Source organism: Streptomyces sp. NPDC099050, assembly GCF_044759865.1.
Lineage (GTDB): Bacteria > Actinomycetota > Actinomycetes > Streptomycetales > Streptomycetaceae > Streptomyces.
Window position 1 is genome coordinate 339,096 of record NZ_JBIWAE010000004.1, and the last position, 20,553, is coordinate 359,648.

Sequence of the window (20,553 nt, forward strand, 5' to 3'; positions counted from 1 at the left end):
AACCCGGAGGCCACTTTGGAGGCGCGGGCACGGCCCGGCGGGTGGCTGAACGCACGGCGAAGGCCATCACCACTTCGAACACTCCGAGCAGGACGAGCAACAGGCCCAGCAGCCGTGTCAGGCGACCGCGGGATCACTCTGCGGGTGCTGGGGCGTGCGCTGGGGCGCCGCGTCGGAGGGTACGGCCATGACACCTCCCGGACCGGCCGAACGGCCCGTAGGGGACACCGGGGCCGCCGGACATGCCTTGCTTGCCTGTCAGGCCCATTTTAGGCCGTGGCCGTGGGGCGCGCCGCTCCGGCCGCCGTCGCCGGGATCCGCTGGGTGAAGAACATGGCGAGGAGGGCGGTGAGGGCGAGGAGGGCGAGAGCGGCGCGCAGGCCGTCGAGTCTCGCCGCAGTGTTCGCCTCGATCGCGGCCGAGGCCACGTCCGGGCTCGTGCCGGCCTTTTCGAGGGCTGCCTTGAGCTGTGCGTCCGACATGAAGGGCACGCCGCTCTCCAGCGTGACGCTCGCCTGGCCCGTGACTTCGGCCGGAACGGCCTTGTTCTGCTCGATGGTGGTGAGGAAGGACGTGGTGAGCGCCGCGATCAGGATCGACCCGGCGAGGGCTGTTCCCAGGGACGCACCGAGGTTGGTCACGGCGTTCTGGATGCCGCCGACCTCCGCGCTCTGCTTGTCGGGCACCGCAGACACGGTAACCGCCCCGAGCTGCGAGGCAAGCGCTCCCATGCCGAGCCCGATCAGCAGGAGCGGGACGGTGACGATCTCCGCACCCGCGTCCGCGTCGAGCGCGGCGAGCAGGGCCACCGCGCCGGCGAGCAGGGCGAGGATTCCCAGTCGCACCACCCGGCGCGGTGAGACGTCGGGGAGGAAGCGCGGGATCAGGATCGCGGCGGCCAGCAGGGTCAGGGACAGCGGCAGGATGCGCGCGCCGGTCATGAGCGCGGACAGGCCGAGTGCGACCGACAGGTACAGCGGTACGACGAAGAACACGCCCATCTGGACGAGGTACTGGAAGAAGAACATCGTCAGGCCGCCGGTGAGCTGCCGGTTGCGCAGCAGGGCCGGGTCCACCAGTGGCTCCCTGTGCCGCTCCACGAGGCGTGCCTCCCAGCGCAGGAAGATCCACACCAGGAGCAGGCCCACCAGCATCAGCCACACGACCAGGGAGATCCCGAGCCAGGCGGGCGCGCCGGGCTTCGGCAGGAACCAGCCCCACTCGCTCGAGCGGAGCACCCCGTAGACGAATACCCCCAGCCCGAGGGCGGACAACACGGCGCCGACCAGGTCGATACGCCGGCGCTCGCCGACCGGCGCGTCGGCGGTGCGGCGGGCGAACACCAGGATGGCGAGCACGATCACGACCTCACCGGCGAAGACCCAGCGCCAGGAGAAGTAGGTCGTGGCGACACCCCCGATGATCGGCCCGATCGCGATCGCCACGGCTCCCGAGGCGGCCACCAGCCCATAGGCGCCCGGCCGGCGTTCCACCGTGAAGTTCCCGGCGACCAGCGCGACGATCGCGGGCAGGATGAGCGCGGCCCCGAGCCCTTCAAGGAACGACCAGCCCAGCAGGAGCACGGACAGGTTCGGGGCCAGAGCGGTCATCAGCGATCCGCAGCCGTAGATCACGCAGCCGATCAGGAACGCCTTCTTGTGGCCGATGAGCGCGCCGACCTTGCCGCCGGGGATCATGAACATCGCCATCACGAGCGTGTACGCCGTGATGGCACCCTGGATCCCGGTCACCGTGGTCCCGATGTCGTCCGCCACGGTCGCGATCGAGACGTTCATGACGGAGCTGTCGAGCGCCATCAGGAACTGGCCGGCGGCCAGTGTCAGTAGAACGACCCCCGCCCCCGCCCGCTTCTCGCGTGTGCCTGCCTCGGGTGCCATGCGAACACGCTCCCAGCGGCCCTCGCCCGCGCGCTGCCGACCCGCCGAGGACGTCAGCTGGTTGGCGGCAAGCGTCAGAGTGCGATCGCTCGGTTTCGTGACAGTGATGTGAGAGACAGTAAGGGTTTGAGCACTGGTGCTGGTTGGTGGCTGTTTCGGTGTGCCGGGTCACTGTGCCACCCGGTGGTCAGATGCAACACGAATCACCGGCTCAACATAGGGCGAGGGCCTGACACAGGGATGGTGTTGGACAACGTCCAGGACTCCTCCGTAAGGCTCAGACGTAGGTCACGGACGATCCGAACGCCACGCAGGTCGGTAAGGCGGACTGGGACTGGGTGGTCCGTTTGGGGTTCGTAAAACGTGACTCGGACCTTGGCCGGGCGGCACCGTCCAGACCTGCTGAGCGGCGGCCGGCGGTCAACGGAGGTCGCGTAGCCGCTGCATCTGACGGGTCATGAGTTCGCCTGGGAACTCCATGGTTTCCACCGAGGGGGTCAAGCTCGAACTCGGCGATCACCGAGCCAATCCGCATAACACATCAGAGATGGGTATTTTTTCGCGGACCTGACAAGTCGGCCACGCGACTGCGTCAGGACGCATCCACTGACAAAACACGCCACACGGACACCACACAGCGGCCTGCCTGCATGGACGGCCTACCGAGGCACCGACCGCAACAGGCCGGCCTGGACCATCCAGCTCTCGACCACAACTCCCCCGACGCCCTCGGCGCGCTTGCATTCGAATTGGCTTCCAGTGGCACTCGGCCAGCCACCGCGCTTCTCCCGACCCGCCCTCAGGCCTCGCTAGCGAACCTGCAGTGCCGACGCCTCCGGCGCACGCGGCCCCTCGGAGACGGTGGGGGGCCGCCACTGTCGCCGAAGCCGAGCAGTGCGCGCCCAGATCCCCGCCGACCGCGGGCCCTGCCGATCCGGGTTCCCGCGATACCACTCAACTCGGAATCCCCGATCTCGGACGCCACCTGCACCGTCGCCCGGGAAGCCCGTACTGCCGTTCGATCCAGGCCGACCCCCGGCGCGTGGGCTGCAGCCCATGCCGCGCTGCCCTACCTCGATCAAGCGGTGCCGAGCCGTGGGAGTCCTCTCAGGCTTCCCATCCCATCAACGCACTACCGCCCAGGTCACGTCTGCGCCAAGAGGATCCGCCGGGGACGGACGGGTAGCGGAAGGCCAGGCCACGCCCGTTGAACAGGGGTCCTACTAGACCCTCCCCAGCCGCCCCCGCTGGGGAGCGGCTGGGGAGTTTCACCCCCGCCTGGGGAGTCCCTGGGGAGTTTGAACCGTGTAAACAGGAAAGCCCGTGAAAGGATCCGAAAGAAGCATCCCTGCAGGTCAGCGCCACGCAGTGGCAGATATTCCCAGGTCACGGGCCCCACCACGGGGCCTACATGACGTATATGCCGAGGTCGTCGGCCTCGACGACACCGGGAAGCGAGCCGCCTTCGCGCAGGGGCGTGACATAGCGGGTCGCCGTGACTTCTGTCAACATCTTCCCAGGCTACATGGCTCACGGGCCTGCACATCCAAGGCGCCAGCTCGCCCTTCCCAAGCCCCCGCCAGCCAACACTGGGGAGTTTCCGAGTTCACATACCGAGATCACCTGCGGCGAGGATATCGGGAGGGCGGCTCACCCGCCCCAGGGGCGTAATCGGGCAAGGCACAGCCCTTTCTGCGGCCCTATTCCCAGGCAACCTCGCGTATCTCCTTTCAATTCCAAGGCCTCGGCCAGATCGAGTCCGGCCGCTGTGCGGCCCGCAATCAACCCTGGGGAGAATCTGGGGAGTTTCAGCCACAGGGCCGCCGCGGCGTCACCTCAGGGCCTGATCGCGCGCTCGTCATACGGGTCCCTCCAAGCGCCGCGACGCTCCGTCGGGGCACGACCCTGACCTGCCCGGGCGGCCTGGTCGACACCGCCGGCTCGGACTCACTGGCTGTCGACGGCAAGGCCGCTCCCGACTTCCAGCACGGCACCTCGGCCGCCGCCCACCTCCTGGCCGCGATGACCGCGACAGCCGGACCGTCCCCCAACTGCGCCTTCCGACAAGACAGATTCGCAGGTCAAGCGCCCGGTGGCCAGGTGCCGGTAGTAGCCGGCGCGGGACGCCCCGAGCACCCGGCAGATCCGCTTGACGCCGAAGTCGGCACGGTTCTCGGAGATGAAGCCCCAGCGGCGGGATCTCGCTTCACCTCCCGCGCGAAATAGGCGGCCGCCCGGCGCAGGATCTCGCGCTCCAGCCGCCACTCCTGCTCGGCCTTGAGCAGCCTGGCGTTCTCAGCCCGTAGCCGGGCCAGTTCCTCCCCCACGCTGACGCCGGCGTCACGGCCGTCAGACGTGGCCGGGGCCTCATCCTTGCGGACCCACGTCCGCAGGAACTCCGCGGTGATACCGAGATCCGAGGCCACCGCAGCGTACGTTCGCTTCCCGGCCGCGGCCCGAAAGAGCGCGACTGCGTCCTGACTGAACTCCTCCGAATACGGAGACCTGCGTCCCCACCTGGACATCCCTCCCTGGACCATCAAGATCCATTGTCAGGGCGTCCACTCCAAAGGATCAGCCTCATCCAACAGGTCGCCCTTGTCGCAGGTCACTGCCCGGCGCACAGCTGCGGCTGCGGGCGGGCCGCGCTAACGACCTTGGGCGCGATTGACGGTGTTCAGGTTGCGTGGACTTCGACTGTGCGGCCGTCGGGGTCGGTGAGGATGTGGCGTCCCGGGGTGAGTGCCGGAGTGGCGGTGGTGGCGTCGACGGCCAGGCCGAGGCGGAGGGCGTCCGTCTGACGTCCCGGGCGGGCTGGGTAGAGCTCGAACACCGTGCCGCCCGGGAGGACCGCAGCGTAGTGCTCGGGGCCTTGGCCGTGCTGCTCCGCGGTGAAGCCCAGGCCGAGGTGCCGGTAGAAGCGCCGGCATTCCTCAAGCCTCGGCGAGTACAGCACCAGCAAGGTCACGCCGACTGGTTTCGGGTCACTCATCGGTTCCTGGCCTTTACTGATGTCGACGGGGTTGAACCGTAACGCAGCAAGGGCCGCACAAGTTGGTCGAGTTGCGAGGCTCGCCTGGGCCCGTGCGGCCTGTTCCCATCCTGCCCTGTCCGGCGTCTCTCGTGCACACTTCGGCGAGTTGCTCAATGAACTCGCATCCAAGTGGCAGGCTGCCCGGGAGTCGTCGCTGCGCGAGCGCCGCGGCGGGGACCGCAGGAGGGCGCCCGGCGCGGGTCCCAAGCAGCGGCTCGCGTTCACCGACCGGCTGCTGGTCACGCAGTCCCACCCGCGACTGGGACTGCCGCATGCGGCCCTAGCCGAGCTCTATGAGGTGGACCGCTCGACTGTATCCGGGGCGAGACGGCCTCCAGCACGCCGATCTTGTGGCCCCCCTGGTCGACAACGTCGTCAGTCCGCCACTCACGGCAGAAGGCCTTGGGGAGCAGGGCGCCGCCCCCTTGTCGATGGGACCGGGGCGGCCCGGTCCGCGAACAAAGCCGCCCAGTACACATCCATCAAGCTCACAGCACGCCTGGTCAGAGCAGGAATCGAGGCATCCATGGGGTCGGTGGCGACTCATACGACTGTCAACGCCCTGGCGGAGAACTTGTGGATGCTCATCAAGACCGAGTGCGTCCGCGGCCGCGTCTTCGAAACGAGGGCCGAGGCGAACCTCGCGCTCTTCGAGTACATCTACGGCTTCTACAACAGTCGACGCATCCAGAAACGCCTCGGCTACCTCAGCCCCATCGAGTTCACAGAGAAGCACTACGCCAACCACCCCGCCAACCCGCCCTGAACAGCTAACCCTCCTTGGCGTTGTTACTCGTGTAACATCGCCAGTACCCATTCAAGCCACAGAGGCTTCGGAGCGCAGATGTCCACGTCACCTCGGCCGATGTCTCTGCCCTTCTGCTGGGCCGACCAGGAACGACACCTCGTCAGCCACCTTTCGGCGCTGATCCGCCTGGATACCTCAAACCCTCCGGGCAATGAGATCGCCGTCGCCCGCCACCTCTCCCGCGAGCTGTCCCGCTCCGGTATCGCACACGAGGTTCTGGAGTCCGAGCCCGGACGGGCCAACCTCGTCGCACGGCTGCCCGGGACCGGACAGGAACCGCCGCTCATGCTGCTGGGCCACGCCGACGTTGTCGGCGCGGGGCCTGACGGATGGAGCCGTCCCCCCTTCTCGGGCGAGGTTGCCGACGGCCGCGTGTGGGGCCGCGGGGCACTCGACATGAAGGGCCAAGTCGCCGCGAGCCTGCTGATCATGCAACTCCTCGCCGCGCACCGGATCCCGCTGCGGCGGGACGTGCTGCTGGTGGTCACCGCCGACGAGGAAGCCGGCAGCCGGCTGGGTGCCTACTGGCTGTGGGAGAACCACCGCAGCCTCGTCGAGGCCGAGTTCGCGTTCAACGAAGGCGGCGGCCAACGCTTCGTGACTCCCGGCGGCCCCGTCTACACCGTCCAGGTGGCCGAGAAGGGCAGCGCCCGGATGCGGGTCACCGCTCGCGGACCGGGCGGCCACGCCTCCGTCCCGCGCTCGGAGTCGGCGGTCTTCGCGTTGGCAGAGGCACTGCTGAGGCTGCGCGCGTTCGCCCCGGAGTCGGTGCTGCAGCCGACCTCGCGGCGCATGCTCGCCACCCTCGCGGACCTGCACCCGGGCGAGGGAGCGGAGGCGATCGAGCGGTTGGTCCGGACGCCGGCCTGGGCCGGCGCGCACAGCCTGCCCATCGATCCCGTCCTACGGGAGTTCGTCGTCGCGGGGCTGCACAACACCGCCACTCCCACCATGCTGTCCGCCGGGCACCGGCAGAACGTGGTGCCCGTCGAGGCAAGCGTGGTGCTTGACGGTCGCCTGCTGCCCGGTGAGCTGCCCGATCGGTGGGTCGAGGAGGTGCAACGGGCTGCCGGTGACCGTGTCGAAGTCTCACTGCTGCACGGCAGAGTGAGCCACGCCGTCCACGACGACCCGGAGATCCTGCGTGTTCTGGGCGACACGGTTGCGGCCCACGAACCGGGTGCGCGGGTCCTGCCGTACATCAATCCGGCAGCCACGGACGCCCGCGCCTTCCCCGACACGAGGGTGGTCGGATTCTTTCCCTCCGCGAGCGACGCGGACATCATGCGGCTCATCCACGCACCTGATGAGCATGCCCGGATCACCGACCTGATGTTCGGCGGGAAATGCCTGCTCGACGCGGTCCTCAGACTCTCCACGTGAAAGGAGCCACCCCATGGGTGTTGTCATCGAGACCCTGACCGGCAAGGTCGAGGGATCGGCCGAAGACGGGCTGTCGGTCTTCAAGGGCATTCCCTACGCCCTCCCCCCGGAAGGGGCCCTCAGGTTCCAGGCGCCGGTTCCGGTCCCCGCCTGGGACGGTGTCCGTCCGGCCACGTCCTTCAGCGCCGCACCACCACAGTTGCCGCTGGTTCCCGGAATGCCCCCGGCCTGGCGGCCGGAGGACGGCCTGGACTGCCTCAGCATGAACGTCTGGACCCCAGGGAGCGCCGGTGACCGACTGCCGGTCATGGTGTGGATCTACGGCGGGGGGTGGAAGACAGGCTACTCCGCTGATCCGAGCTACGACGGCGAGGTGCTCGCCCGGGACGGCGTGGTCATGGTGACGTTCAACTACCGCGTCGGATTCGAGGGATTCGGCTATGTACCGGGGGCACCCGCCAACCGGGGCTTCCTCGACCAGGCCGCCGCACTCACATGGGTACGAGAGAACATCGCGGCCTTCGGCGGCGACCCGGACAACGTGACGATCTTCGGCGAGTCCGGCGGAGGCGCGTCCGTCGCCGCCCTGCTGACCGCACCCGGCGCGCGCGGTCTGTTCCGTCGTGCCATCGTCCAGAGCATGGCCGGGCGGTTCCTGCCCGAGGAGGAAGCCCGGCGGATCGCCGCGATGATCGGGGAAGAGGTCGGCGTGGGCCTCGACGGTCTGGCTTCCGTGCCCCCTGAAGCCCTCCTGGCGGTACAGGACGCGCCTCTGCCGGCGATGAGAGCGGATCCGGCGAAGTGGACGACTCCCGAGGCCATCACCGCGTTCTCGCCCGTCATCGACGGCATCACTGTGGTCGACAAGCCATGGCTCGCCCTCCGTTCAGGGTGCGCACGTGACGTCGACTTGATCTCCGGCTACACGCATGACGAATTCACTCTGTTCGCCATGGAACGCGGCCTCGTCAAGATCAAACTCGGCGCGATGGTCAAGGCCATGCCCATGATGTTCGCGGCGGCACGCGCGGGATTCCGCGATCGGGCATCACGAAAGCCCGCGCAGGCCTCGGCGAAGATGCGCGACCTCGACCTCGATGCCGTCACTGACGGACTGGGGCTCGGCCGTCAGGCCGCAGCCGACTACCGCGCCGCACACCCGGATCTGACCGACTCCCAGCTGTACGTCACCATGTTCTCGGACGCGTTGTTCCGGATGCCCGCGACGTGGTTGGCCGAGGCACACGCCGCGTCGGGCGGACGAGCGTGGCTCTATGACTTCACGTGGAACAGTCCGGCCTTCGGCGGGGCCCTCGGGGCCTGTCACACCGTGGACATACCGGCGACCTTCGGCCACACACGAGGGCCTCTGGCCGGCTTCCTGTTCGGCGGCAAGGTCCCGTCCCGGGACTTCACGCGCCTGTCCGAACAGCTCCGTGCCTCCTGGATTTCCTTCGCCGCCTCGGGCGATCCCGGCTGGGCACCCTTCACCACGGAACAGCCGACGACTCGCCTCTGGGACACCGAACCGTCAGTCGTCGAGGACCCGCTCTCGGCGTCCCGCCGAATATGGCACAAGGAGTCGGGCCTCTGACGCCTGACGGGTGGTCAGAGAGTGGCTGCGAGACGAGCCCCGGTACGGTGCTCGTCTCGCAGGCCGCGACCGGTCCCGACCGCGTCGGCGGGACCACATGCTCACTGTCTCGGGCGGCGCGCAGCGCCCCTGGGTTGACCGCGGTCCGGCCGGGCGAGGCGGAGCCGCTGGGGGTGGGCGCCGCCGCGCCGGGTGCACCGGCGGGAGCGCGGTCGGCGATCGCCTCCGCGCCGCGGTCAGTCGACGCCCAGCAGGCGCCGCCGGTCTTCGGGGCTGGACCGGAATTCCGCGCAGGCCGCCTCGTGGACGATGCGGCCCTTCTGCATGACCGCCACGCTCTGGGCGACGGAGAAGGCGAGCCCCAGGTTCTGTTCGACGAGGACCACCGACATGCCCTGCGCACTCACCTCGCGGATGACCTCACCCACTTGGGCGACGATCGCAGGTGCGAGGCCGTCGGACGGCTCATCCAGGAGGAGGAGACGCGGATTCCCCAGCAGGGAGCGGGCGATCGCGAGCATCTGCTGCTCGCCGCCGGAGAGCTGGTCACCGCGGTGCCCGAGGCGCTCCCCCAGGCGCGGGAGCAGGTCGAGGATGCGGGCCCTCGTCCACGGGCCCCGGGTCGAACGCCTCGAGGCGATCGCCAGGTGCTCTGCCACGGTCAGCGGCGCGAAGACCCGGCGCCCCTGCGGAACGACACCCACCCCGGCCCGGGCGATCACATCGACACGGGATCCGGCGATCTCCCGGCCACCGAGGGTGACGCTGCCTTCGTACGGCCGGACGAAACCCATGACGGTCGAGATGAGGGTGGTCTTCCCCACTCCGTTGCGTCCGAGGACCGCGACGATCCCGCCTTCGTCGAGGTCGAGATCGACACCGCCCAGGACCACGCCGCCGGCGTAACCAGAGCTGAGGCTTCGGATGCTGAAGAACGGCTTCACGAGGCGGCCTCCATCGTGCCGAGGTAGGCGCTCTGGACCTCGCTGGAGGCCCGGACCTCGTCCGGGGAGCCGGTTGTCAGGTGTCTGCCGAGGTGCATGACCGTCACCGTGTCGGCAAGCTCGAAGACCATGTCGAGGTCGTGTTCGATCAGGAGCACCGTCACTTCAGCGGGCAGGGCGGCGACGAGTTCGGTGAGTCGCGCCGTCTCCGCCGGAGACATCCCGGCGGCCGGCTCGTCCAGCAACAGCAGCCGGGGTTCGGTGGCCAGAGCGACGGCGACCTCCAGCTGCCGCCGTTCGCCGTGGGAGAGGGCGGCCGCCTGGACGTCGTGCCGGGTGGGCAGCCCCACCCGCTCGAGCAGCGTCCGCGCCCGCGCGATCGCCGTCGTCCGGGCACTCACCCTCCGCCAGCCGCCGAGTCCGCCGCCGGCCCGGCGGAGCACGGCGAGCAGAACGTTCTCCAGCACGGTCTCCCGCAGGAAGAGACTGGAGTGCTGGAACGTCGCGGCGACGCCGAGTCCGACCCGGCGGTCCACTGGCAGCCGCGTCACGTCCTCACCATCGACGAGGATGCTTCCGGCGGTCGTCGCCAGCGTTCCCGAGATCAGGCCGAACAGCGTCGATTTACCCGCGCCGTTCGGGCCTATGACCGCGTGCCGGGCACCCTGGCGGACGGTGAGATCGACCTCGTCCAGGGCCCGGAAGGACCCGAAGTGCCGTGACACCCGGCGGAGTTCCAGGAGATCGTGTGTCGTCACGCCGTCCTCTTTCGGGTCAGCTTGGGCGGGAGCCGTACGCCGGCCAGCCCGCGGGGCAGCGCGTAGACGGCGATGACGAAGAACAGTCCGAGCAGCAACGGGCCGCGTCCCGCGACGGCTTCGAGGTTTCCGAGGTAGTCGCGGGTGAGCCAGACGAGCGCAGCTCCGGCACAAGCCCCCCACATCGAGCCGGAGCCGCCGATGACGACGGCGAGCAGCGCCAAGGCGGCGATCTCGAATCCCGCGTCGCCGGGCGAGACGAACCGCTGCACCGACACCCACAGGCCGCCGGCGACGCCTGCAAGCGCACCGGCGCCGCAGTAGACGGCGAGGGCGTACCGCCGGGTGGGGTATCCGATCGCGCTCATGCGGCGCTCGTTGTCGCGGATTCCGCGCAGCGCGAGGGCGAACGGTGTCGAGCCCAGGCGGGAGACGACCGCGAAGAGCGCCAGGAACACGGCCAGGACGTAGAAGTACACGAGCCCGTCAAGCTCCAGTGCGGACATGCCCGGCAGCGGTACGACGGGCGGGATGCCAGACATTCCGTCGGTGCCGTTCGTCAGTGACTTCCAGTTGACTGCGGCGCTGTAGGCGATTTCTCCGATGGCCAGCGTCAGCATCAGGAACACCACGCCACGGGCTCTCACCGCCAGCCATCCCGTGGGCACGGCCACCAGCGCGGAGACGCCGGCGGCGATGAGCAGTTGGAGTACCCCGACGTCGGTGAGCCGCGTCGCGACGATGGCCGCCGTGTAGGCGCCGACGCCGAAGTAGGCGGACTGGCCGAGGGTCGGCAGTCCGGTCAGGCCGGTGAGCAGGTTCACGCTGATCGCGAGGAGGGCGAACACCAGGATCCGCGACAGGGTGCCGATGGCGTACGAGCCGAGGAGGAACGGGGCCGCCGCGAGCCCGAGGGCAACGGCGGTCATGGACAGCCGCCGTGCGGCGGATCCGCCGGATCCGGACGGGCTCATGTGCGCACCCCCGACGGGACCAGGCCGTGCGGGCGGACGACGAGCACAGCCAGCATGGTGCCGAAGAGCAGGAAGGGCGCGTACTCCGGAAGCAGCGCCACCCCGAGCGTCTGCACCTGCCCGATGAGGAGAGCGCCGACGAGCGCGCCGCGGACGGATCCGAGACCGCCTACGACCACGACGACGAGCGAGAGGACGAGGACGGTCTCGTCGACGCCGGGCCCGGGGCCCAGGATCGGCGCCCCGAGGACACCGCCGACCACGGCCAGGGCCGCGCCGAGCGCGAAGACCCCGTAGAGCACCTTGCGGATGTCGACGCCCAGCGCGCGGACCATGTCCCGGTCCGCGACCGTGGCCCGTACCAGTGCTCCGAGCGAGCTGCGCTCGAAGACGAGGTACACGACGGCGGCGAGGCCGGTCGCGACGCCGATGAACACGAGCCGGTAGACCGGATAGGCGTGGCCGAGGAGGTCCACCGTCCCGCGCAGGGACGTCGGCGGATCGGTGGGCAGGACGTCGCCACCGAAAGTCGCGGCGAGGAGATCGGCAACGATGAAGGTGATGCCGAGCGTCAGCACGGCTTGGTCGAGGTGCCCGCGCCGGGCCAGTGGCTGGGTGAGGAACGTCAGCGCCGCTCCGCCCAGGGTGCCCACCAGGGCGCCGGCGGCCAGCGCGAGGAGCAGGCCCCACAGGCTCCCGTCGGACAGGGCGTAGGCGATGTAGGCCCCGGCGAGGTAGAGCGTGCCGTGGGCCAGGTTGAGCACGTCCATCATGCCGAAGACCAGGGAGAGTCCGACCGCGATCGTGAAGAGCAGCAGACCGAACGCGACCCCGTCGATGACGCTGACGAAGTTGCCGTCCAACCATCCGTACATGTCAGCCGCCCAGCCGGACGAGCTCGGAGCTGACGGTATTGGCCCCCTGCTTGACCTCGCGCAGGTACCAGGGCTGGACGGGGGTGCCGCCGCTGTTGAACCGCCAGGTGCCTCGCGGGCTGTCGATGTTCCCCACTCCGGCGATGGCGGCGTTGACGGTCTCCGAGGTCACCGTGTCACCGGCGGCCTTGATCGCCCGGTCGAGGACCTGCGCCGCGTCCCATGACGCCATGGCGTACGTGGTCGGGGCCGCACCGTAGGCGGACGTGTACGCCGGCGCGAACTCCTTGTTGGCCGCGTTGTCCAGGTCCGCGCCGTAGTTGAGTGCGGTGAAGATGCCCTCGGCCGCCCCACCCTGCCCCTTGAGGACGCCTCCTTCGGTGAGGAAGCCGGGCGCGTAGAGCGGGATCTTGCCGGCCAGCCCGAAGTCCCGGTACTGCTTGACGAAGTCGACGGCCGCACCGCCGGCGTAGAAGCAGAAGACGGCCTTCGCCCCGGACTTCTCGATCTGCGCGAGGTACGGCTGGAAGTTCTTGGTCCCCGGGAACGGCGTGTAGACCTCCTCCCCCGCCAGCTTGCCGCCCGCCGGGAGGAAGGTGGACTTGAAGCCCTCCACCTCGTCCTTGCCCGCCTGATAGCCCGCGGCGATCAGGAAGACCGGGCCGCCGGCCTTCTCCGCCACGTGCTTGCCCAGCGCCTTGCCGGGTTCGTCGTTGACGTACGAGGTGCGCCAGACGTACTTGGTCCCGGTCAGGGTCGTCGGCGAGGCGTTCGAGCCGACGAGCGGGACCTTGCTGCTCTCGAAGAGGTCCTTGACCCCGTTGATGGTGGCCGAGCTCACCACCCCGCTCACCGCGAGCACCCGGTCCTGCTTGACCAGCTTCTCCGCTGCCGCCTTGCCCGAGTCGGCCGTCTCCCCCTCGTCCGCGATCACAATCTCCACCTCGCGCCCGCCGAGCTTGCCGCCGTGCCGTGCGACGTAGAGCTCGAAGCCCTGCTTCATGTCGTCGCCCAGCGCCTTGTAGGTCCCCGACTGCGGGACGAGGAGCCCGATCTTCACGGGCCCGCTCTGCTTGTCGCCGTCGCCTGTCCCCAGGCTGGCGCCACCACATGCCGTGGTCAGGAAGAGAGCTGCCGTCGTCACGGCGATCAGACCAACGGGACGAATTCGACCTGCCATGGAAACTCCGTACGTTGTCAACCAGCCCTGGAAGGCCGGATGTTGCTGATGGGGCTGCCTTGAGGGGTCCCAGAAGAGGGGCCGGCTCCCAGGGGTGGCCTGACTGCCGGTCGGGATGTGCGTTTCGTCGCCGCAGGACAGGCTCGAAGCGAGAGCCGATGCCCGGGCCAGCGCACTGACCGCCTGGCAGGGACATCGGAAGGTGACACGTGTCTATCGCGTAATGCCGACGGGCGTCAAGAGTTCTCGACATCACGGATCACGCGGGAGCTCACCCCTTGACCCCGCCCTAACGCATAGCGCAATACTGACGCTCGCCACAATCACGCTATGTCGATTCGGCGACGGGCTCTTGATCAGTCAGGGAGTGAAGCAACATGACCGATGATCCATCGCGGCGCAAGATCCTCAAGAACAGCGGGATGTTGACCGGTGCCGCACTGCTCTCCGGCATGCCGGGCGGGGGCACCGCACAGGCCGCCCCGCACGCGTCCTCGCCCGTGGTGGAGGCACCCGCGGGCCGACTGCGCGGAAGCAAGGAGGGGGACCTCAACGTCTTCAAGGGGGTGCCCTACGCGGCGCCGCCCGTCGGCGCTCTGCGGTGGCGGCCGGCTCAGCCCCATCCGGGCTGGCAGGGGACGCGCGATGCGACCGCTTTCGGACCGAGCGCACCGCAGCCCTACCGGGAAGGCGGCGACCAGGTGCTCGGAACGCACGGCTCGCCCCCCTTCGACGAGGACTGCCTCACGCTCAACGTCTGGACCCCGGGAGCCAGTGGCGCCAAGCGGCCGGTGATGGTGTGGATCCACGGCGGCGGCTTCATCTCCGGATCCGGCTCGCTGCCGAACTACTCCGGCGAGACCTTCGCTCGCAACGGCGACCTCGTCGCCGTGACCATCAACTACCGTCTTGGGCCGCTGGGTTACCTCTACTTCGGGGAGGACGGCGCCGGCGGGAACTTCTGGCTCACCGACCAGCTCGCCGCGCTGAACTGGGTACGGGACAACATCGCCGCGTTCGGCGGCGACCCGGACAACATCACCGTCGCCGGACAGTCCGGCGGCGCACTGTCGGTCGCGGCGCTGGCCGGCGCCCGGACGACCAAGGGCCGCCCGCTGTTCCGGCGCGCGATCCTGCAGAGCCCACCGCTCGGGCTGAAGATCCCCACCCGCGCCGAGTCACTGCAGCGCACCGCGACCTTCCTGGACATCGTCGGAGCCAAGAACGTGGCGGAGCTCCGCGCCGTGCCCTGGCCGCGCCTGATCGCCGCCACCTTCGAGATGTTCGGGCGCACCGGACAGTGGGGGTACTGGTCGACCCCGTTCCTGCCGGTGCTGGACGAGGTCACGCTGGACCGCAACCCGGCCGACCTGCTGCTCAGCGGCGCCGGGGCGGACATCGAGGTCCTGATCGGCTGGACCAGGGAGGAGGCGAACTTCGCCTTCGCCCTCAGCGAGCCGTACGCCGCGGCGACCAAGGAGCAGGTGCTCGCCAGAGCCCGGAACACCTTCGGAAGCCGGGCGGACCAGGCCTACACCGCCTACGAGGAGGCCCGGCCGGGCGCCCGCCCGCTGGACGTGCTCATGGATCTGATCACCGACGACCTGTTCCGCATGCCCTGCGTGGCGCTGGCCGAACGGCGAGCGGCCCGTGGACGTCCGGTCTGGGCGTACCAGTTCAACCTCCCGACGCCCGCACACAACGGTCAACTCGCGGCCGCGCACTGCCTGGAGTTGCCGTTCGTGTTCAATAACTTCGACAAGTGGTCGCAGGCGCCCTTCCTGGCGGGGCTGGGTCCCAGGGTCCGTGACGGTCTCGCCGCGACCATGCACTCGTCCTGGATCTCCTTCATCCGCACCGGCGACCCCAACCACCACCCCATGCCACAGTGGGACCGCTACGGCCGGGACTCCCGCACGACGATGACCCTCGATTCGGTCACCACCGCCACCGAGGACATCGCCGGATACTGGCGCCGCCTGCACCATCCGGCAGTGCCGTAACCACAACCACGCCGCTGCTCTGCGGCGAACAGCCCTGCCACCAGGTCCCGCGCCGTCTGCGCACCGCGGGACCTGGTGCCGTGCTGAGCGTGCCCGGATCTAGGAGGCGGGCGGCGCCTCTTCCAGGCTGGTGACCTGCTGTACGTGCAGCAGGCTCGGCGTGGCGAGTACGTCGTGCAGTTGCTGGAAGATCTGACGCGCGGCAACGGCGTTCCAGTCGGCCGGGAGCAGCTCACTTGGCAGGCCGGGGTCGAGGTAGGGCAGTCGGCGCCATTGGGTGAGCATGGGTACGTAGTGGCGGAAGGCCTCGCCGCCGTCGATGTCGCGCTGCTGCGCGCATCCCGCGGCGACGGGACCGTACGCGTCGGTGAAGGTGGCGTACTGCTCCTGGATCGCCGGGAAGTCCCACCACGAGCTGACCGTCTCGGGCAGGTCGCTGAAGGCGGCGTAGTCCGCGGCGAACAGGTGGACGTAGTCGCTGAGCCCGCGCCGGATGAGCATGCCGCGGGCGTCGTCGAGGAGCCGGCCGGGTGCCAGCCATACGCCGGGGGCGATGTTGCCGAAGCCGAGCCAGGTCAGCCGGGTGCGCAGCTGGTAGCGGTACGAGCGCTCGGACTCCGGTACGGAGAAGACGGCCATCGCCCAGCCGTCGCTGAGTTTCGCCGGTTCCAGGCTGCCGAAGATGCGCCGGTCGCCCTCGTCGAAGACGGGGTGCGCGGCCGGGCTGAGCCGGTAGCCGGTGGCGCCGCGGCGTTCCGGTTCGAGTACACCCTTTTTCTTGAGCCGGGAGATCGCCGAGCGCGCGGCCGGGCCGTCGATGTCGAGCTCGGACATCAGGGTGATCAGGTCGGCGACGGAGATCCAGCCGCCGAGGCGGCGCGCGAACGCCCCGTAGACCGTGTTGATCAACGAGCTGGGCCTGAGGGTACTGTCCGCCATGATCGCCTTCCGTCGTCTGCGGTCGCGATCCTACCGAGCCTGGCGGACGGGGCACCGTCGAGGTCCAGGTCACGGCGGGCCGGGTGTGCGACGACGGGGCGGCGTGGCGCCGTCACCGCGCGGTGTACGACTGCCGCGCCGGCGGCGTTTCCGCGTAGGCGCCGGACAGGAGGTGACCCGCGCCAGGGGCCACGGCCGGGAGGTTCAGGGCGCGCAGCATCTGGTGGGCCGTGCACACGGCCGCGGAGACGACGGGCTTGCCGAGCAGCTGCTCGGCTTCCTCGATGGCACTGAGCGAGGGCATCTGGACGCAGGCGGAGAGGACCACCGCGTCCGCGTCGGCGTAGTCCAGGGCGCGGGCCAGACCGGGCAGCTTGGCCGGGTCGTGGGCGGCCACGTCGAGGTTGTTCGGGATCTCCAGCGCCTGGTAGTCGAGGACTTCGATGCCCTCGTGCGTGAGGTAGTCGACGACGGTCTGAGTGAGGGGCCGCATGTAGGGGGCGAGCAGGGCCACCTTCTTGGCGCCCATGGTGTGCAGCCCGTGGACGAGGGCCCCGGCGCTGGTGACCACGGGGGCGGGGGCGCCGTTCTCCACGGTACGGGCGTGCAGGCGTTCCTCGGAGGTGCGGTGGTAGCCGAGCCCCATGCTCATGATGGCGACCAGGCAGGCGTAGCCGAGTACGTCCACGTGCGCGTCGGAGAGCTCGACGGCACACCGGTCGGAGTCGGCGTCCATGGCCTTCAGCTGCTCCGGGGTCACATGGGTCATGCGCATCCGGCTGGAGTGGAAGGTGAAGCGTTCCGGCGCGATGGATTCGCGGGCGTGCAGGATCGCCGGGACCTCTGTCTCCATCGTGACGTTGGAGCTCGGCACGATCTGGCCGATGCGGTAGGTACGGGGGGACATGTTCGCTCCTCAGCGGGCGTCGACGACGGGGTTGGCGAGGGTGCCGATGAGTTCGACGGTGGCCTCGACGGTGTCGCCGGGGTGCAGGAACTCGGGCGGGACCATGCCGGCTCCCACGCCCGCGGGCGATCCGGTGGCGATGACGTCGCCGGGTTCGAGGGTGACGCCGGAGGAGATGTCGGCGATGAGGCGGGCGATGGGGAAGAGCATGTGGCGGGTGTTCGACTTCTGCTTGGTGACGCCGTTGACGCGCAGCGAGAGGTCGAGGTCCATCGGGTCCGGGATCTCGTCGGCCGTGACGACGGCGGGGCCGAAGGGGGCGTAGGAGTCCTGGCCCTTGGAGAAGAACCACTGGCCGGAGCGACGCTGGTCGCGGGCGCTGATGTCATTGACGATGCTGAAGCCGAAGATGTGGTCGTACGCGTCCTCCTCGCTCACCCGGAAGGCGGTGCGGCCGATGACGACGGCCAGTTCGCACTCCCAGTCCAGCTGGGTGGTGAGGTCGGCGTTGTGCAGGATGGGCTGTCCGGGGCCGGTGACGGCGGTGGCGGGCTTGCTGAAGAGCACGGGGCGCGTGGGCCGTTCTTTGTCGGTGTCCAGGCTGCGGCTGGACTCCTCCACGTGCTCGACGTAGTTCAGTCCGACACCGATGATCTTGCCTGGGCGTAGCGGGGCCCACAGCGACACCTCGTCGAGCCGGTGCACGGCATCGGCCGGCCACGCCGCGGGGCCGTCGGCCAGCAGGCTACGCGCGGCGTCCTGGGCGGCCGCGCCTGCCTGGATGAACGACAGGAGGTCCGAGGGGAGTTGCACGTCGGCCAGGCCGGCCAGGGTGGCGAGGTCGACGACGAGGTCGTCGACCTGCGCCCCGAGGCGGAGGGGCGAATCGTTGAGGGTGTAGGTGACCAGCCGCATGGGTGCTCCTTGCGCGTGACGGGGAAGAGGGTTGCTGTGGACAGGTGGGGCGGCGGCGGAGCTCAGGTTGCTCCACCGCCGCCCCGGTCCGGGGGCGGTACGGGGCAGGAAACCGCCCCCGGCCTGGTGCTCCGCCGTGCCGGCGCCGGTGTCAGGGCCGGCGGCGTCCGGTACGGCGGAGCGGTTCAGGGGGTGGGCTGGTGTCCGCCGTTGTCGGTGTATGCCTCTTCGCGGTGGAAGCCGAGGGAGCGCATGACGGGGAAGTCGTTGAAGGAGAAGAGGCAGGCGTCCTCGGACTGGTCGAGGTTGTGGTGCTCGTGCCAGGCCCAGGAGGGGACGCAGAACATATCGCCCTTCTTCCACTCGAAGCGCTGTCCGGCGATCACCGAGACGCCGTGTCCCTTGGCCGCGGTGTAGATGACCGACCCGGTGTGGCGGTGGGCCCGGGTGGCCTGGCCGGGCCGCAGGAGCTGCATGTGGGCGCCCATGGTGGGCATGACCGAGCCGCCGGTGACCGGGTTGGTGTACTCGGCGATCACGCCGTCGTACGGGGATCCCTCGGTGGCCTTGGCCAGATTGCGCAGGGCCTCGTAGGTGGGCTCCCAGGGGAAGGCGAGCAGGGGCGAGTAGGGCCGGGTCCACTTCTCCACGCCGTACGGCAGGAGGTTCGCGGCGTACGTCAGCACCGAGGAGTTGATGACCTTTCCCGGGGTCTGGTACAGCTCGGGGTGGACCTCGTAGAAGCCCGCGTCCAGGGCGTTGACCAGCGGGATGTCGAGTCCGTCCTGCCAGATGACCGGGGCGTCGTCCGCTTCGTTGCCGTGCTCGTGCCAGGTCCCGTTCGGGGTGATGGCGAAGTCGCCGGGGCCGACCTTCAGCTTCTGGCCGTCGACGATCGTCCAGGCGCCCGTTCCCTCGTGGACGAAGCGCAGCGCGGCGGCTTGGTGGCGGTGGGCGGTCATTGCCTCGCCGGGGCCCATGATCTGCAGGCCCGTGTAGAGGAGTCCGACGGCGGCGCTGACGTCCTTGCGGCCCGGGTTGACGAGCATCACCACTCGACGGCCGGCGTCGTCGGCCTTGACCAGGTCGAGCGCCTTGCGGACCAGGGGCCGCAGCTCGCTGTAGCGCCACAGCACGGGTACGGATTTCGGCTGGGGGTACCAGGGCTCGATGTCGTTGGCGACGGTCCACAGCGCGCCGGCTTCGAGCTGGGCGAGTTCGCCATAGAACGCGGCGAGTTCAGGCGAGTCGGATACCCGGGCCCGGCCCAGCTGGCTGTCGTCGTACTCGGTGGTCATGCGTCCTCCTTCGTGATGCCGGTGGTTTCGGTGGAGAGGGGTGAGAGGGGTGCCGTGGTGTGCGCCGGATCCGTCGCGAAGGTCACTGGCGTGCGCGGGCGGTTGTCGACGTGGAGCTGGAAGATGTCGAACCGGTTGTAGTGGCCGACGATGTCGTGCATCTGCTTGGGCTGGATGCAGCGGGCCAGATCGATCTCGGCGTAGACGATGCCTTCGTCGTCGACGAGCGGCTCCGAGACGGGGCGGCCGTCGGGGCCGAAGATCCCGGACAGGGCGCTGCGCGGGCGGGCGAACTTTTTGCGCAGCTCCTCGTCGTCCCCGGCGATGGCGTCGACGATCTCCGGGGAGATGGTCGAGCAGGCGACGACGGAGAAGACCTTGCCCTCGAAGCTGTGGGCGGCGGTCCGTACGGCGATGGCCTCGGCCATGTCGTAGTCGGCGGGCGCCACCGGCAGGGCGATGTAGCAGGAGGCGTGGACCAGTTCACCCTGCGCGAGGAGGGCGAAGCGGGCGAGAGTGTTGGTGTTCTCCCCGCAGGCGAGGGCGCCGAGCGGGCCGACGGGCGTCTGGTGCACCTTGAGCGAACTGCCGTCCCCGCCGGTCCAGGTGAGCTTCTCCGCCCAGGTCGGGACCAGTTTGCGGTGGACGCCGAGGAGTGCGCCGTCCGGGCCGATGGTGAGCAGGGTGTTGTAGAGGACGCCGAGGCTGTGCGGTCCGCGTTCGTTGACGCCGATCACGAGGACGACCCCGTACTGGCGGGCGGCAGCGCGCAGTTGGTCGACGTAAGGGCCGGGAACGTCGATGGCGGAGCGGTAGAGGCGCTCGTACCAAGGCGAGCCCTGGACCGGGTTCATCGTCCAGTTCCAGTACGGGTATCCGGGGATGAACACCTCGGGGAAGACGACGAGCCGGGCTCCGTGGGAGGCGGCTTCCGCGATGAGCCCGATCGCCTTTTCGACGGTGGCTGCGGGGTTCAGGTAGACGGGAGCCGCCTGCACGGCCGCGGCGGTGAAGCGTGGCAGATTGTCCATCAGTTCTCCAGG

General features: G+C 69.5%; 16 protein-coding genes and 1 pseudogene. 4 read left to right on the forward strand and 13 right to left on the reverse strand.

Annotated elements, in window-relative coordinates; translation table 11 throughout:
- Positions 1–269 precede the first annotated feature (269 nt).
- From ACIQV3_RS09585 to ACIQV3_RS09595, 3 genes and pseudogenes are all read right to left on the reverse strand, one after another.
- The gene (locus tag ACIQV3_RS09585; protein WP_403711412.1) at positions 270–1,898 is read right to left on the reverse strand and encodes an MFS transporter; all 1,629 of its coding nucleotides are present in this window, start codon (positions 1,896–1,898) and stop codon (positions 270–272) included.
- A gap of 2,052 nt (positions 1,899–3,950) precedes the next feature.
- Positions 3,951–4,423, reverse strand: a pseudogene (locus ACIQV3_RS09590) (transposase); the annotation flags it as partial.
- Positions 4,424–4,575: 152 nt separating this feature from the next.
- Positions 4,576–4,890 carry a glyoxalase/bleomycin resistance/dioxygenase family protein gene (locus ACIQV3_RS09595; RefSeq protein ID WP_403711414.1) on the reverse strand — a complete coding sequence of 105 codons (315 nt, stop codon included), beginning with the start codon at positions 4,888–4,890 and terminating at the stop codon, positions 4,576–4,578.
- Between the two features lie 577 nt (positions 4,891–5,467).
- Between ACIQV3_RS09595 and ACIQV3_RS09600 the strand changes: the two genes are divergently transcribed.
- From ACIQV3_RS09600 to ACIQV3_RS09610, 3 genes are all read left to right on the forward strand, one after another.
- The gene (locus ACIQV3_RS09600; protein WP_403711416.1) at positions 5,468–5,698 is read left to right on the forward strand and encodes an IS3 family transposase; all 231 of its coding nucleotides are present in this window, start codon (positions 5,468–5,470) and stop codon (positions 5,696–5,698) included.
- Between the two features lie 99 nt (positions 5,699–5,797).
- Positions 5,798–7,123, forward strand: a complete 1,326-nt coding sequence (locus tag ACIQV3_RS09605) for a M20/M25/M40 family metallo-hydrolase (protein ID WP_403711418.1) — start codon at positions 5,798–5,800, stop codon at positions 7,121–7,123.
- A gap of 13 nt (positions 7,124–7,136) precedes the next feature.
- Positions 7,137–8,717, forward strand: a complete 1,581-nt coding sequence (locus ACIQV3_RS09610; RefSeq protein ID WP_403711420.1) for a carboxylesterase/lipase family protein — start codon at positions 7,137–7,139, stop codon at positions 8,715–8,717.
- Positions 8,718–8,953: 236 nt separating this feature from the next.
- On the opposite strand, the gene ACIQV3_RS09615 is transcribed toward ACIQV3_RS09610, so the two are convergent.
- The 5 genes from ACIQV3_RS09615 to ACIQV3_RS09635 are packed head-to-tail and all read right to left on the reverse strand — an operon-like array spanning position 8,954 to position 13,448.
- Positions 8,954–9,661 (reverse strand): ABC transporter ATP-binding protein, encoded by a 708-nt coding sequence (locus tag ACIQV3_RS09615; RefSeq protein WP_403711422.1) that lies wholly within the window; start codon positions 9,659–9,661, stop codon positions 8,954–8,956.
- Positions 9,658–10,419, reverse strand: a complete 762-nt coding sequence (locus ACIQV3_RS09620; RefSeq protein ID WP_403711425.1) for an ABC transporter ATP-binding protein — start codon at positions 10,417–10,419, stop codon at positions 9,658–9,660. Before ACIQV3_RS09620 ends, ACIQV3_RS09615 begins: the two co-directional genes overlap by 4 nt.
- Positions 10,416–11,348, reverse strand: coding sequence for a branched-chain amino acid ABC transporter permease (locus tag ACIQV3_RS09625; RefSeq protein WP_403711427.1), 933 nt, complete (start codon positions 11,346–11,348; stop codon positions 10,416–10,418). Before ACIQV3_RS09625 ends, ACIQV3_RS09620 begins: the two co-directional genes overlap by 4 nt.
- Before the next feature lie 41 nt (positions 11,349–11,389).
- Positions 11,390–12,268, reverse strand: a complete 879-nt coding sequence (locus ACIQV3_RS09630; RefSeq protein ID WP_403711429.1) for a branched-chain amino acid ABC transporter permease — start codon at positions 12,266–12,268, stop codon at positions 11,390–11,392.
- Between the two features lies 1 nt (position 12,269).
- On the reverse strand, positions 12,270–13,448 hold the full coding sequence (locus ACIQV3_RS09635) for an ABC transporter substrate-binding protein (RefSeq protein WP_403711431.1): 1,179 nt from the start codon (positions 13,446–13,448) through the stop codon (positions 12,270–12,272).
- Positions 13,449–13,825: 377 nt separating this feature from the next.
- Between ACIQV3_RS09635 and ACIQV3_RS09640 the strand changes: the two genes are divergently transcribed.
- Positions 13,826–15,451 (forward strand): carboxylesterase/lipase family protein, encoded by a 1,626-nt coding sequence (locus ACIQV3_RS09640; RefSeq protein ID WP_403711433.1) that lies wholly within the window; start codon positions 13,826–13,828, stop codon positions 15,449–15,451.
- Positions 15,452–15,550: 99 nt separating this feature from the next.
- Here ACIQV3_RS09640 and ACIQV3_RS09645 read toward each other — a convergent pair whose 3' ends face one another.
- The 5 genes from ACIQV3_RS09645 to ACIQV3_RS09665 all read right to left on the reverse strand — a co-directional run bounded on the left by ACIQV3_RS09645 (position 15,551) and on the right by ACIQV3_RS09665 (position 20,541).
- Positions 15,551–16,390: a PaaX family transcriptional regulator C-terminal domain-containing protein gene (locus tag ACIQV3_RS09645; RefSeq protein WP_403711435.1), complete on the reverse strand. Its 840-nt coding sequence runs from the start codon at positions 16,388–16,390 to the stop codon at positions 15,551–15,553.
- 112 nt (positions 16,391–16,502) lie between these two features.
- A complete protein-coding gene (locus ACIQV3_RS09650) occupies positions 16,503–17,297 on the reverse strand; it encodes an Asp/Glu racemase (protein WP_403711437.1) in 795 nt (264 codons plus the stop codon).
- A gap of 9 nt (positions 17,298–17,306) precedes the next feature.
- Complete coding sequence (locus ACIQV3_RS09655; protein ID WP_403711439.1) at positions 17,307–18,212, reverse strand: fumarylacetoacetate hydrolase family protein; 906 nt, start codon at positions 18,210–18,212, stop codon at positions 17,307–17,309.
- A 185-nt stretch (positions 18,213–18,397) separates the two neighbouring features.
- Positions 18,398–19,510, reverse strand: coding sequence for a cupin domain-containing protein (locus tag ACIQV3_RS09660; protein ID WP_403711441.1), 1,113 nt, complete (start codon positions 19,508–19,510; stop codon positions 18,398–18,400).
- Positions 19,507–20,541, reverse strand: coding sequence for a carbon-nitrogen hydrolase family protein (locus tag ACIQV3_RS09665; RefSeq protein WP_403711443.1), 1,035 nt, complete (start codon positions 20,539–20,541; stop codon positions 19,507–19,509). Before ACIQV3_RS09665 ends, ACIQV3_RS09660 begins: the two co-directional genes overlap by 4 nt.
- Positions 20,542–20,553 lie beyond the last annotated feature (12 nt).

What these genes read in the sequence shown, in the direction of transcription:
- ACIQV3_RS09585 (WP_403711412.1), bottom strand. Translation starts at nt 1,898, where the DNA reads ATGGCACCCGAGGCAGGCACACGCGAGAAGCGGGCGGGGGCGGGGGTC.
- ACIQV3_RS09660 (WP_403711441.1), bottom strand. Translation starts at nt 19,510, where the DNA reads ATGACCACCGAGTACGACGACAGCCAGCTGGGCCGGGCCCGGGTATCC.
- ACIQV3_RS09610 (WP_403711420.1), top strand. Translation starts at nt 7,137, where the DNA reads ATGGGTGTTGTCATCGAGACCCTGACCGGCAAGGTCGAGGGATCGGCC.
- ACIQV3_RS09595 (WP_403711414.1), bottom strand. Translation starts at nt 4,890, where the DNA reads ATGAGTGACCCGAAACCAGTCGGCGTGACCTTGCTGGTGCTGTACTCG.
- ACIQV3_RS09645 (WP_403711435.1), bottom strand. Translation starts at nt 16,390, where the DNA reads ATGGCGGACAGTACCCTCAGGCCCAGCTCGTTGATCAACACGGTCTAC.
- ACIQV3_RS09635 (WP_403711431.1), bottom strand. Translation starts at nt 13,448, where the DNA reads ATGGCAGGTCGAATTCGTCCCGTTGGTCTGATCGCCGTGACGACGGCA.
- ACIQV3_RS09605 (WP_403711418.1), top strand. Translation starts at nt 5,798, where the DNA reads ATGTCTCTGCCCTTCTGCTGGGCCGACCAGGAACGACACCTCGTCAGC.
- ACIQV3_RS09630 (WP_403711429.1), bottom strand. Translation starts at nt 12,268, where the DNA reads ATGTACGGATGGTTGGACGGCAACTTCGTCAGCGTCATCGACGGGGTC.
- ACIQV3_RS09650 (WP_403711437.1), bottom strand. Translation starts at nt 17,297, where the DNA reads ATGTCCCCCCGTACCTACCGCATCGGCCAGATCGTGCCGAGCTCCAAC.
- ACIQV3_RS09655 (WP_403711439.1), bottom strand. Translation starts at nt 18,212, where the DNA reads ATGCGGCTGGTCACCTACACCCTCAACGATTCGCCCCTCCGCCTCGGG.
- ACIQV3_RS09665 (WP_403711443.1), bottom strand. Translation starts at nt 20,541, where the DNA reads ATGGACAATCTGCCACGCTTCACCGCCGCGGCCGTGCAGGCGGCTCCC.
- ACIQV3_RS09625 (WP_403711427.1), bottom strand. Translation starts at nt 11,348, where the DNA reads ATGACCGCCGTTGCCCTCGGGCTCGCGGCGGCCCCGTTCCTCCTCGGC.
- ACIQV3_RS09640 (WP_403711433.1), top strand. Translation starts at nt 13,826, where the DNA reads ATGACCGATGATCCATCGCGGCGCAAGATCCTCAAGAACAGCGGGATG.